Raw genomic sequence first — 11,968 nt, forward strand, 5'->3', positions numbered from 1 at the left:
AAGTGCAGTGATGTACGGAGCGGACTGATACTAATCGTTCGAGGACTTAACCAAAGTTCTTAAAATAGTCTTGGTAAGACGCAATGATTTCTTCAAATCCAGTTTTGAGTGAGCAATGTTTACTCAACAATTAAATAGTGTGGTGGCGATAGCGAGAAGGATACACCTGTACCCATGCCGAACACAGAAGTTAAGCTTCTTAGCGCCGATTGTAGTGAAGGGTTTCCCTTTGTGAGAGCAGGACGTCGCCACGCCATTCAAGACTTAGGAAAATTCCTAAGTCTTTTTCTTTGGTTATTCTTTCAGTCTATCATTAACGAAGGGAGCGTTTTTTTACTTATTTACTTCCCGGTAGATAATCGAAATGTTCGCATAATTTGAAAAAATAAGGCAAAATGAAGAAAAGGGGTTGAGACAAATGAAAAATCAAAAAAAGGACTTAAAAGAAAGGTTAAATGAATTATCTTATGCAGTCACTCAAGAAAATGCAACAGAACGTCCTTTTACTGGGACTTATGATAATCATTATGAAAAAGGCATCTATGTTGATATTGTCAGTGGCGAAGCTTTATTTTCTTCAACAGATAAATATAATGCAGGATGTGGTTGGCCCTCATTTACGCGTCCACTGCCTACTACTATCATAAAAGAAAAAACAGATCGAAGTTTAGGCATGGAGCGAGTTGAAGTTCGTAGTCACGAGGCGGATTCACATCTGGGGCATGTTTTTACGGATGGCCCATTAGCTGAGGGTGGATTACGCTACTGTATTAATTCTGCCGCCTTAAAGTTTATTCCATTAGAAGAAATGGAAGCAAAAGGTTATGGCCGTTTTATTTCTTATGTAAAATAATCAAGAGGCCTAGTGAAAGAAATTTCTCTAGGTTTTTTCTTCTCTTGTACCATCGAATGAAAGACGGGTTTCGCTCCTTAAAAGAGGTTGTTTTCATAGAAACTCATGCTATAATAGATACAAACAAACGTTCTCTTTTTTTTGGGACTTGAGGTAAATAAGTGATGTATCATGCGTGAAAACTTGATAAGTAAGGAAGATTCAAGGTACAATAAAGGGAACACGTAGTAGAAAGGGATTGTCATGTACGAATATATTAAGGGAAAAATTACTGGAATTACACCGGCTTACATCGTACTAGAAAACCAAGGTGTCGGTTATCAAATTCAATGCGGCAATCCGTATTATTATGCTGGAAAAGAAGCACAAGAACAACAGATATTTGTGCATCAAGTGATTCGAGAAGATGCCCATCAACTTTATGGCTTTAAAACAATCGAAGAAAAGAAGCTATTTTTACGACTCATTAGTGTTTCAGGTATAGGACCTAAAAGTGGTTTAGCAATTATGGCAAACGAAGATCATTTAGGTTTGATTCAAGCGATTGAATCAAATGATGTGACCTACTTAATGAAATTTCCAGGAGTTGGAAAAAAGACGTCTCAACAGTTGATTTTAGATTTGCAAGGAAAGCTGGGCGATATTTTAGAAGAAGGACTGCCGGTGAAACAACCACAGCTCTTTGATGGTGACCACCATCTCGAAGAAGCGCTGGAAGCCTTAAAAGCGTTAGGTTATAGTGAGCGTGAAGTGAAGAAAGTCCAAAAAGAGCTACAAAAAAATGTTTGTTCGACAACAGACGAGTACTTACGTATTGCGTTAAAACTGATTATGAAGAAATAAAGGAGTAGTCAATGGAAGAACGAATGATTTCGCCAATCGAAAGAGAGGAAGACACATTTGAAAAGTCGCTACGTCCACAATTTTTTAAAGAATACATTGGGCAAGACAAAGTAAAAAATGAACTGAATATTTATATCCAAGCTGCGAAACAACGAGAAGAGTCCCTTGATCACGTCTTGCTTTACGGACCACCAGGTTTAGGAAAGACAACGATGGCTATGGTCATTGCAAATGAAATGGAAGTAGCGATCAAAACAACAAGTGGCCCCGTAATTGAAAAACCTGGAGATCTGGTTGCTATTTTAAATGAATTAGAGCCAGGAGATGTTTTGTTTGTTGATGAAATTCATCGTTTACCGAAAATTGTCGAAGAGATGTTGTATTCAGCAATGGAGGATTATTATATTGATATCATGGTTGGCCAAGGAACAAGCGCTCATCCCGTCCATTTTCCTTTGCCGCCCTTTACCTTAGTTGGAGCGACAACTCGTGCAGGAATGCTCTCTGCGCCTTTAAGAGACCGATTTGGCATCATCTCTCATATGGAATACTATGCCGAAGAAGATTTACAAGAAATTATCTGTCGTTCAGCAGAAATTTTTATGACGGAAATTGTTGAAGAAGGAGCACTTGAAATTGCGCGTCGCTCACGTGGCACTCCTCGGATTGCCAATCGATTATTAAAAAGAGTCCGTGACTTTGCTCAGGTTGAAGGAGATGGTGTGATTGATCAAAAACTTGCCGATCATGCACTGGAACGTTTACAAGTCGATCATGCAGGACTAGATTATGTCGATCAAAAGTTAATTAAAACAATGATTGAACTTTATAATGGCGGTCCTGTTGGTTTGAGTACATTATCGGTGAATATCGGTGAAGAACAAGAAACCGTTGAAGATATGTATGAACCCTATTTAATTCAAAAAGGTTTTTTAAAGCGTACATCAAGAGGTCGAATGGTGACTCGTTTGTCTTACGAGCATTTTCAATATCCTTACCTCGAAAAATAAAGGAGTCGAAAACAATGCGTGTGTTATTTGTTTGTTTAGGTAATATTTGTCGTTCACCAATGGCAGAAGGCTTGCTTCGAAAGGCCGCGAAAGAACAAGCCTTGCCCCTCGTTGTTGATTCTGCAGCGACGAGCCAATTTCAATTAGGGAAAGCACCACATCCTGGGACACAAGCCATCTTAGAAGCAGCGGGAGTCGATCATCATGCAATGATTGCTCGACAAATTGAAAAAAAAGATTTTTCCAAATATGATTATATCATTGGAATGGATCGGCAAAACGTAACCGATTTACTCAGACTTGCGCCAGAAGAAGAACAAGATAAAATTCATTTATTTCTATCCGTCTTACCGGAGCAAACCGTTCTAGATGTTCCAGATCCTTGGTACACAGGCGATTTTGCCCAAACCCAACAAATGATTGAAGCAGGGCTCGTGGCTTGGTTAGAAAAGCTAAAAACCACCGACAAATGAAGTGATTTAGGAGGCGAAAAAGATGGAGAAAAAACCAAATACCTTAAAAAAAATAGGTCAGCGTATTGTCATGACATCAGTCACCTTGTTGGACCATTTATTTAACGACCATTTGGTAGCCGAACAATTGCTTGAGGAATCCCGTATAAAGCTTATGGAAGCAGCTTTGAACCATTCGATGGTTGTTTTACAATTACAAACAGAGAAGATTGATCGTTTTGAAACCGTCGTGGGTTTTGTTGCAAGTAAGAAAATGGACAAAGGGCACGTGGTCATAAAAATGCAAAATAACCCAAATCAATTACGAATCATCCCATTAAATCAGATTGAGAAAGTCAGTGTGTTAGGTAGAAAAAAACCGCTTGCTAAATAAAAAATCTTCTTCTTTCGTTAAGGAGGGAAGAAGGTTTTTTTTATTGCCAAAAAAGCTGTCAAAATGGAACCGTTTTTAGTATCCTTAATAAGAACCAATAATTATGATTCATCAGAAAGGATTTATTTGCATGAGTATGAAATTTTTAGATTTGGCGACACCCGAATTATCTGAAGAATCCCTTATCTTTTCATCAGAAAGCACGCCATTAATCCTATGGAAGAAAGAAGAAGCGACCGTTTACTTTCATCTGTCAGAAGAAGAATTAACAAAGAAAAGTCTCCAAGTAAAAAGTTCCTCTCACGTGCATACGCAGTTGTTTCAAGTGCAAACGACAAAAGCGCATCTTGGACGAGGAGTGACATGGGGAGAAATTCCGAATGCACCGGTCCATTCTTTTTATGACCGATTGCAACCGTATACAAGCGGCGAGGAACTAAACACCACTTTATTTGGATTGTCTGTAAGTAGCTCTGAAGCAGGACAATGGACAGCTGTGATTGAATTGATTGAAGAAGAAAGAGTCATCGACACTTTGACGATTTCCTTTGAAGTCTTGGATTTAGCATTACCAATGCAGCCTTTATTTGATTTAGAACTCTGGCAATACCCTTACACAGTAGCGCGGTACCATGGGATTGAGAACAATCAACTTTTTCAATCGCAGCATGAAGCGCGTGTGAAGGAAAACTTAGCCTGTTACCAGGCAGCAGGCGGAAAAACAATTGTGACAACGATTGTGCATGATCCTTGGAATCATCAGACATACGATCCATATCCCAGTCTGGTAACTTGGACCAAAAAAGGCGCCACAATGACGTTTGATTTTACGGCCTTTGACCAATATGTAAAATGGAATTTGGCATTAGGAATTGATCAAAAGATTAAATGTTTTTCCTTATTGCCCTGGGAAGATCAGATTTATTATTTCGATGAGACGGGAAAACAACAGAAAGAGAAGTTGGTGATTGATTCCCCCGAGTGGCATCGTGTTTGGGGTCAGTTTTTAATGGCCTTTGTGGCTCATTTAGAAGAAAAAGGTTGGTTTGAAAAAACGTATATTGCGATAGACGAACGACCGGCAGAAGTTTTAACGTGCGTTTTAGCCTTATTGAAAAAATATCCGAATCGACAAGGAGGCGTCTTAAAGTTATCTTGCGCCATGGACTATCAAAGTTTTGATGAACGGTTATTAGATCAAATTGCTGATCTATCAATTGGGCAAAGTCATCTCGGTGATCAAAAAGCTTTTCAACAGCTTTGTGCCAAACGCCGGGCAAAAGGCCTGTTTACATCGATTTATAACTGTGTTGGAGACTACCCAGCCATGTTTTTATATAGCCATCCATTAGAAAATCAATGGATTATTTGGAATGCAATGGCTTATGGGGCCGATGGTTTTTTACGTTGGGCCTTGGATGCATGGGTGAAAGAACCGCTTGAAAATGCTAGTCATTGGTATTGGGAGAGTGGCGATCCGTTTTTAATCTATCCAGGGGGGCAATTATCGATTCGCTATCAACAAATGATGCAAGCACTCATCGATGTCCAAAAATACCAATGGTTACAAGCGGAAAATCCAGCCTCTGTCCGTGAGTTAACAAAATCCCTTGCACAGTGGGGACCGCTACTTGGGAAAACGAATGCCTATGGTGCACAAGTTGCAGCATCGAAAGAAAATAGCAATCAATTAAGACAGCAAATGGCGACTTTGCGTGAACATTTAGCGCTGGGAGCGAGAAACTATTTAAAGGAGTCAAATACATGGAAATCAATCAATTAACAAAAGTAGTTCCAACCGCACGCCAATTGGCTTGGCAAGAGACGGAATATTATGGCTTTATTCACTTTGGTGTCAATACGATGACCGATCGTGAATGGGGGCTGGGAGATGAACCGTTATCCTTGTTTCATCCAGAAAAATTAGATGCGGATCTATGGGTTAAGACCTTGGCAGAAAGCCAAATGCAAGGCGTGATTCTAACTTGTAAACACCATGATGGTTTTTGCTTATGGCCGACGAAAACAACCGAGTACAGCGTGAAAAATACTCCGTGGAAAGAGGGGACAGGTGATTTAGTACAAGAAGTTTCAGCGGCCTGTCAAAAGTATGGCTTGAAGTTTGGGGTTTATTTGTCGCCATGGGACCGCCACGAGCCGAGTTATGGCAGTGGACAGGCCTACAATGACTTGTATGCCCAACAGTTAACAGAACTTCTAACGAATTATGGCGACATTTTTAGCGTTTGGCTGGATGGAGCAAATGGTGAGGGGCCGAATGGGAAACAGCAAAACTACGATTGGGAGCAAATCAATCAGCTCGTTCGACGGTATCAACCACAAGCGGCGATTAGTGTTTGCGGGCCCGATGTTCGTTGGTGTGGGAATGAAGCAGGACAAACGAGGGCACAAGAATGGAGCGTCGTACCCGCAGCATTACAAGATTTAGAAAAGATTGCAGAGCGGTCACAACAAGTCGATGACGGGCTCTTTTCACGCAAAGTAACTTCAGGCGATGAGGATTTGGGAAGCCGAGAAGTTTTAGCGGATTATCAAGGAGAGTTAGTTTGGTTTCCAGCAGAAGTGAACACATCGATTCGTCCAGGTTGGTTTTATCATGCGTCAGAAGATGACCAGGTGCGGACGGTGGAAGAATTGTACCAAATTTATTTGAACTCAGTTGGTGGGAATGCGACCTTTTTACTGAATATTCCACCGAATCAAGCAGGTGAAATTCACGCAAATGACGTGGGCGTGTTAATGGCACTTGGTGAAAAAATTAAAGCCGTAAAAGAAGAAGCGGTGATTCGCCGTGGAACCTTGAGTGATTCGAGTGGGCAATGGTCAGGAAGCGTTGCGGACTTTTTAGATGACGCCAATCAAGTGTGGTCGCATCATACCATGCAAGAAAGCCCCTATATCCAAGTGAATTGGGAAGAAGCGCAGACCCTTTCTCGAGTGACCTTACAAGAAGACATCAGTCAAAGCCAACGAATTGAAGCTTTTAGTGTTTATTATTACCATAATCATCAATGGAAAAAATGGCTGACGGGTGGCATGGTAGGTTACCAACGGATTTTAGAAGGGGAACCGATTACGACGACTGGCGTGCGCGTGGTCTTTCACGCCTATCGGGAGTATCCAACCCTTCGCAAAATCAATTTGAATTAAAAAAAGACAATCGAATCGATTGAAAGAGAGTGACCCCCAAAAGTTAGACCAAAAATCTAACTTTTGGGGGTCGCTTTAAAAGGCTGTGACTTTTGTTGCGGCTTTTTGTCGTTAATGAAGGAGGCGCGTAACGAGCTTCCCCCTTGGCTCTTATGAAAGGCAAAAAAAGACCTACCGGCGGGGACCGGTAGGAAAGGAGTAAAAATGAAAAAGTGTTTGTTAGGGTTGTTTGTTGGTATGCTTATATACTACCGAGTAAATGTGAATATTTTGTGACGAAAATCTTGGAAAGTTGTTAAGATTATTTTTTTGATGCGAATCGCCAAATCATGCCACCTGCAAATCCGATAAGTGCCGGTAACAGCCAACCCATTCCAATGCCAAATAGTGGCAAGGTGGCACTCCCTAATTCGATGAAAAACTGGGCAAACCCTGTCTCCCGAATGAAAGCTGGACTGGCATTTAGGCCGTCAATGATCGATGCGATTAAGGTAAAGAGTGTCGTCATTTGATAAACTTTTGGATCGTGTTTAAAAATCGGACCGACAATTGCTAATAAAATTAAGGTCATCGCTAGTGGGTATAAAAACATTAAGACGGGAATTGAAAATTCAATGATTTTTGTTAATCCGACATTGGCAAAAACACCAGCCATGAGACTAACGAGTGTTGCAAAGAATAAGTAACTACGACGAGGAAACATTTCAGCAAAGGTTTCAGAAAAAGCGGAAGTTAAGCCAATGGCTGTTTTTAAACATGCCGAAATCACAACTAGTGCTAAGACGATACTGCCATAGGAACCCAGGTAGTATTGAGCGATTTGAGCAAGCGCGATCCCGCCATTTTCACTTAGCGTAAAGGTTCCGAGACTCATCGCGCCCATATAGGCTAATAAAGTATAAATAATTCCCATCAAAACCACGCTAATCGCCCCTGATTTAATGGTATCTACCGCGATGGTAGCTGGCTTGGTGACTCCACGGTTTTGAATGGTTGTTACGATAATAATACCAAAAGCCAAGGAAGCAAGAGCATCCAGCGTGTTGTAGCCTTCTGTAAAGCCAGTGAAAAAGGAAAATTCTTGATAGGCGTATTGAACCGGCGCATCGGCAACCGCCCCTAAAGGTTGAATAAAAGCAAATACAATTAAAATACCGAGTAAGATTAAAAAGAAAGGATTTAAATATTTTCCAATATAATCAAATAGCTTGGAAGGCTTTTTCGCTAAAAACCAGGCAGTCAAGAAGAACAAAGCGCTAAAAAGAGCTAAAGCAAGTGTCAGCTGTTCTTTTGGTAAATAAGGTGCAAAAGCAATCTCAAAAGAAGTGGTCGCTAGCCGTGGTAGGGCAAAGAAAGGGCCAATAACTAAATATAATAAAATCGTAAAAATAAAGGCGTAGGACTGGTTGACACGCGAAGCAAGATCGAATAAGCCTTTGCTCTTGGAGCTTCCGATTGCAATGACGCCAAGAAAGGGCAGGCCGATACCTGTAATTAAGAATCCTAGGTTGGCCCAAAAAACATTTTGACCGGCCATTTGACCGAGGTGAACTGGGAAAATCAAATTACCTGCACCAAAGAAAAGGCCAAAAAGCATCGAACCAATCGTTAAATAATCAGTAAAAGTTAATTTTTTCTCCATAAAACTCCCCCACAATTCTCTTCTATATTGTTACAAAAATAACAAAATGCTTAGTAAATAGCAATTCAAAAAGAGGTATTTTCAGTAAATTCTTAGTTAAATGATAGAACACTCTAACAAATGAGATAAGAAAGTGAAAAATGTTCGCTTTATTTCCTTTTTGCCACAAAAGAAAAAAAGTCTATGACAGGGAGATGCTCCCCCTATATTGGACGTTTATTTCCTATATAGGAGGAGCATCTCACCGCAGTCGCAGACCCTTTTCTTTCGTATCACAGGATAGGAAGCTTACACAACTACTCTTTTTTCGCGCGATTCATAAAAACAATGCTTAAGCGAGGATCCGACTTAAAAAAGCTTTCGTACGTGCTTCTTTGGGATGGACAAAGAGGTCTTCTGGTGTGCCTTCTTCAGCGATGACACCCTTATCCATAAAAATCACGCGGTCAGAAACTTCCTTGGCAAAGCCCATTTCATGCGTGACAATGACCATGGTCAAACCGGTATCTGCAAGGTCTTTCATTGTTTTTAGCACTTCGCCCACCATTTCTGGATCAAGGGCGGAAGTCGGTTCATCAAAAAGCATAACATCCGGGTTCATCGAGAGGGCACGAGCAATGGCTACCCGTTGTTTTTGCCCACCTGAAAGTTGATTCGGTTTGGCTCCTTGGAATTGTTTCATGCCGACTTTCTCTAGGTTTTCTAGGGCAATGGCTTTGGCCTCTTCAGCGCTCCGTTTTAAGACGGTGATTTGACCAGTCATGCAATTTTCTAATACATTCATATTGTTAAATAAATTAAAAGATTGGAAGACCATTCCTAGATGCGTCCGGTATTTTGGTAAATTATAGCCTTTTGCTAGGACATTTTTTCCTTCGTATAAAATTTCGCCGCTCGTGGGTTTTTCAAGTAAGTTAATGCATCGTAACAAGGTTGATTTTCCTGAACCGGAAGAACCAATGATTGTCAGGACCTCCCCTTTATTCACCGATAAACCAATACCTTTTAAGACTTCGTTTTGACCATAACTTTTTTTCAGCTGGTTAATTTCAATAATTGTTGACATAAGAGCCTCCTATTCTAATTCCTGAACGGTTTCATCAATTTTGGTGTACGCAGAAGGACCATCCATTTTCTTTTCCATTAGGCGTAATAAACGTGTCGCTGTGAGGGTCATGACTAAATAAATGACACCAATAATTAAGAAAGTTTGGAAAAACTGGTAATTGGTCCCAGCAGCTGCTGTTCCTTGGAAAAATAAGTCGGCGACACTAATGACGCTTAACACGGCGGTATCTTTAATGTTAATGACCGTTTCATTTCCAATTGCCGGTAAAATGTTTCGTACAACTTGTGGTAAAACGACTTTGCGCATGGTTTGGGTATGAGTCATCCCAATTGCTTGTGCCGCTTCAAATTGGCCTCGATCAACAGCAAAAATGCCTCCACGGACAATCTCAGACATATAAGCGCCCGTATTAATTGAAACAATCAGCAATGCCGCAACCGTTCGATTCAAGTCGATACCAAAAGCCAAGGCTAAGCCGTAGAAAATAACCATCGCTTGAACCATCATCGGCGTTCCACGGAAAACCTCGATGTAAATGGTTAGACAGAAGTCGCCGAGTTTTTGGAAGAAGCGAGCCACAAGGTGTTCGCTTTTAGGTAACGTTCGAAAGACACCGACCAATAAACCGATGAGTGTTCCTGAAATGGTTGAGAAAATGGCGATGAAAAGTGTTAAACCTGCTCCTTGTAAAAATAAAACGCCGTAATCATCGATAATTTTTTTGAAGCTGTCCATTAAGCTCGCCGTCGCGTCTTGGCCAGCGGAAGGTTGATTTTTAATCGCTTCATCCATTAAGGCAGTTCGTTCATCCTGGGAGATACCAGCCAAAATTTGATTTACTTCTGTGACAAGGGCGTCATTTTTTCGCATGCCAATCGCAACTTGGACGTCTTCTGGTTCCGTTTGAAAACCATTTGCTGGCTCAAAGGCAATCATCGTGAAATTATCATTGATACTGCTAGCGGTAACCCCTTCTGGTCGTTCACTAACGTAACCATCAATGATACCTGAAGCAAGTGCGACCCGCATCGCTGAAAAATCTTTCATGGGGTCCAACCGTTTGACATTTGGAATTTGATCAATCACGGAGTAGTGGAAGGTATTTAATTGACCGGTCACCTTCGCGCCTTCAAAATCGGCCAAAGTCGTTGCTTGAGCAAAGTCACTGTTTTTACGTGTGACGATGACGAGGTTTGATTCGTAGTAAGCTTCTGTAAAATCAATTTTTTCTCTGCGTTCCGCGGTTGGGGACATTCCGGCAATAATGGCATCAATTTTACCTGATTCCAGTGCGGGAACGAGCCCGTCCCATTGCGTTGGGACGATGACAAGTTCACGTCCGAGTCCTTTGGCGACCCGCTTCGCCATTTCTACATCGTAACCACCGGCAAAAGCATTTTTTTCTCCATACTTTAAGACGGCTCCGTGGGCATCGCTTGTTTGGGTCCAATTAAAGGGCGCATAAGCCGTTTCCATTCCGACCCGAAATTGACCTTCAGGGGTCTTGTCATCCGCTGCCACAACGAAATGGTTACCGAAAAATGAAAAGGCCAAGCTTAATAATAGAAACAAAGTCATTCTTTTTTTCATTGAAATTCTCCTTTTGTATTTGAATCGTGAATATTCTTCGAGGTAATGGATGGTTTTTAAAGACAAAAAAACAGCCGGTCTCTATGGTTAGAAAGCGGCTGTAGACAGACTGAAATAAATTTGTCGACAAACTTCTCACAAAAACATAGCGCACCTTAGTGTAAAACTAAGACAGTTCGCAAGTTATTCGCTTGCGACCCAACGATTTTTAGAAAGCAGCTAAAAAACGTTTCGGCGATGTTCCCTAGTCCTGCGTCAAAGTGTTGCTTCACTCGACAGGGTTAATGAACCTCGCGACCTCTACCTGGTTGAAGGTATCTCGTATTCAATTGATTTGTCACTGGTGACTGAAGCGATTGTAGCTGATTTTTAAAGGAATGTCAAATAAGGTGAGAAAGACCTTTAATCGTGCATGAAGTCAAAGAAAGTTTCTTTTCGCGTGATTGGTTGGGGAAAGTGAGAAAAAACCAGCTGTGACAATTGTCACAGCTGGTGAGTCAAAGATGCCTTAAGCGGTTTTTAATTTTGGTTCACGACCTAAAATTGCTTGGAGGATGGTTAAAACACCCATTATACCTAAGATTAGGTAGATTAAGCTTGAGTATTGAGTGACTCCAAATCCCCATGTGCGGAAGACAAGAAGGGAAATGCCTAAAACGATCATTGCCATAACGTTAAAGAAAGCAAAAGCCCATAAGTTTCCGTTTTCTTTTCGAGTTAAGTAAAAAACAGAGAAATAGAAACTCACGGCGGTCCATGCGATACATACGAAAATAATTGCCCAGTAAATCATTGCTGCTAACATCTTTATTTCACCTCACTTAAAAAATCAATCCCCTTGATTTTAACATTTATTTGAAAATCTGTCATGAAATATTTGTGAAAAACTTCGACTTTGTGTAAAAAACAGCTGCTAGCGAAAAAAAGCCCCCTTTCGCTTCTCA

General features: G+C 41.0%; 11 protein-coding genes, 1 rRNA gene and 1 riboswitch. Of the genes, 8 read left to right on the forward strand and 4 right to left on the reverse strand.

Going from position 1 to position 11,968, the window contains the following annotated elements; genetic code table 11:
- Positions 1-138 precede the first annotated feature (138 nt).
- The 8 genes from rrf (at position 139) to ACYSNO_RS09925 (ending at position 6,723) form a co-directional block, all read left to right on the forward strand.
- Positions 139-254, forward strand: a 5S ribosomal RNA gene (gene rrf, locus ACYSNO_RS09890).
- A gap of 164 nt (positions 255-418) precedes the next feature.
- Positions 419-853, forward strand: coding sequence for a peptide-methionine (R)-S-oxide reductase MsrB (gene msrB / locus ACYSNO_RS09895; protein WP_461730922.1), 435 nt, complete (start codon positions 419-421; stop codon positions 851-853).
- Positions 854-1,096: 243 nt separating this feature from the next.
- The gene (gene ruvA, locus ACYSNO_RS09900) at positions 1,097-1,696 is read left to right on the forward strand and encodes a Holliday junction branch migration protein RuvA (protein WP_461730923.1); all 600 of its coding nucleotides are present in this window, start codon (positions 1,097-1,099) and stop codon (positions 1,694-1,696) included.
- A gap of 11 nt (positions 1,697-1,707) precedes the next feature.
- The gene (gene ruvB / locus ACYSNO_RS09905; RefSeq protein WP_461730924.1) at positions 1,708-2,706 is read left to right on the forward strand and encodes a Holliday junction branch migration DNA helicase RuvB; all 999 of its coding nucleotides are present in this window, start codon (positions 1,708-1,710) and stop codon (positions 2,704-2,706) included.
- 14 nt (positions 2,707-2,720) lie between these two features.
- Complete coding sequence (locus ACYSNO_RS09910) at positions 2,721-3,179, forward strand: low molecular weight protein-tyrosine-phosphatase (protein WP_461730925.1); 459 nt, start codon at positions 2,721-2,723, stop codon at positions 3,177-3,179.
- Positions 3,180-3,201: 22 nt separating this feature from the next.
- Positions 3,202-3,552, forward strand: coding sequence for a hypothetical protein (locus tag ACYSNO_RS09915; RefSeq protein WP_461730926.1), 351 nt, complete (start codon positions 3,202-3,204; stop codon positions 3,550-3,552).
- A 130-nt stretch (positions 3,553-3,682) separates the two neighbouring features.
- The gene (locus tag ACYSNO_RS09920; RefSeq protein ID WP_461730927.1) at positions 3,683-5,335 is read left to right on the forward strand and encodes a DUF4091 domain-containing protein; all 1,653 of its coding nucleotides are present in this window, start codon (positions 3,683-3,685) and stop codon (positions 5,333-5,335) included.
- A complete protein-coding gene (locus ACYSNO_RS09925) occupies positions 5,317-6,723 on the forward strand; it encodes an alpha-L-fucosidase (protein ID WP_461730928.1) in 1,407 nt (468 codons plus the stop codon). Before ACYSNO_RS09920 ends, ACYSNO_RS09925 begins: the two co-directional genes overlap by 19 nt.
- 301 nt (positions 6,724-7,024) lie before the next feature.
- Here ACYSNO_RS09925 and brnQ read toward each other — a convergent pair whose 3' ends face one another.
- From brnQ to ACYSNO_RS09945, 4 genes are all read right to left on the reverse strand, one after another.
- Positions 7,025-8,365 (reverse strand): branched-chain amino acid transport system II carrier protein, encoded by a 1,341-nt coding sequence (gene brnQ, locus ACYSNO_RS09930; protein WP_461730929.1) that lies wholly within the window; start codon positions 8,363-8,365, stop codon positions 7,025-7,027.
- 331 nt (positions 8,366-8,696) lie between these two features.
- Positions 8,697-9,431, reverse strand: coding sequence for an amino acid ABC transporter ATP-binding protein (locus ACYSNO_RS09935; RefSeq protein ID WP_461730930.1), 735 nt, complete (start codon positions 9,429-9,431; stop codon positions 8,697-8,699).
- Between the two features lie 9 nt (positions 9,432-9,440).
- Positions 9,441-11,024 carry an ABC transporter substrate-binding protein/permease gene (locus ACYSNO_RS09940; protein WP_461730931.1) on the reverse strand — a complete coding sequence of 528 codons (1,584 nt, stop codon included), beginning with the start codon at positions 11,022-11,024 and terminating at the stop codon, positions 9,441-9,443.
- A 138-nt stretch (positions 11,025-11,162) separates the two neighbouring features.
- Positions 11,163-11,335, reverse strand: a riboswitch (Lysine riboswitch).
- A 197-nt stretch (positions 11,336-11,532) separates the two neighbouring features.
- A complete protein-coding gene (locus tag ACYSNO_RS09945) occupies positions 11,533-11,829 on the reverse strand; it encodes a hypothetical protein (RefSeq protein ID WP_461730932.1) in 297 nt (98 codons plus the stop codon).
- Positions 11,830-11,968: the final 139 nt, after the last annotated feature.

Source organism: Enterococcus sp. LJL98 (genome assembly GCF_054871745.1).

What these genes read in the sequence shown, in the direction of transcription:
- msrB (WP_461730922.1), top strand. Translation starts at nt 419, where the DNA reads ATGAAAAATCAAAAAAAGGACTTAAAAGAAAGGTTAAATGAATTATCT.
- ruvA (WP_461730923.1), top strand. Translation starts at nt 1,097, where the DNA reads ATGTACGAATATATTAAGGGAAAAATTACTGGAATTACACCGGCTTAC.
- ruvB (WP_461730924.1), top strand. Translation starts at nt 1,708, where the DNA reads ATGGAAGAACGAATGATTTCGCCAATCGAAAGAGAGGAAGACACATTT.
- ACYSNO_RS09910 (WP_461730925.1), top strand. Translation starts at nt 2,721, where the DNA reads ATGCGTGTGTTATTTGTTTGTTTAGGTAATATTTGTCGTTCACCAATG.
- ACYSNO_RS09915 (WP_461730926.1), top strand. Translation starts at nt 3,202, where the DNA reads ATGGAGAAAAAACCAAATACCTTAAAAAAAATAGGTCAGCGTATTGTC.
- ACYSNO_RS09920 (WP_461730927.1), top strand. Translation starts at nt 3,683, where the DNA reads ATGAGTATGAAATTTTTAGATTTGGCGACACCCGAATTATCTGAAGAA.
- ACYSNO_RS09925 (WP_461730928.1), top strand. Translation starts at nt 5,317, where the DNA reads ATGGAAATCAATCAATTAACAAAAGTAGTTCCAACCGCACGCCAATTG.
- brnQ (WP_461730929.1), bottom strand. Translation starts at nt 8,365, where the DNA reads ATGGAGAAAAAATTAACTTTTACTGATTATTTAACGATTGGTTCGATG.
- ACYSNO_RS09935 (WP_461730930.1), bottom strand. Translation starts at nt 9,431, where the DNA reads ATGTCAACAATTATTGAAATTAACCAGCTGAAAAAAAGTTATGGTCAA.
- ACYSNO_RS09940 (WP_461730931.1), bottom strand. Translation starts at nt 11,024, where the DNA reads ATGAAAAAAAGAATGACTTTGTTTCTATTATTAAGCTTGGCCTTTTCA.
- ACYSNO_RS09945 (WP_461730932.1), bottom strand. Translation starts at nt 11,829, where the DNA reads ATGTTAGCAGCAATGATTTACTGGGCAATTATTTTCGTATGTATCGCA.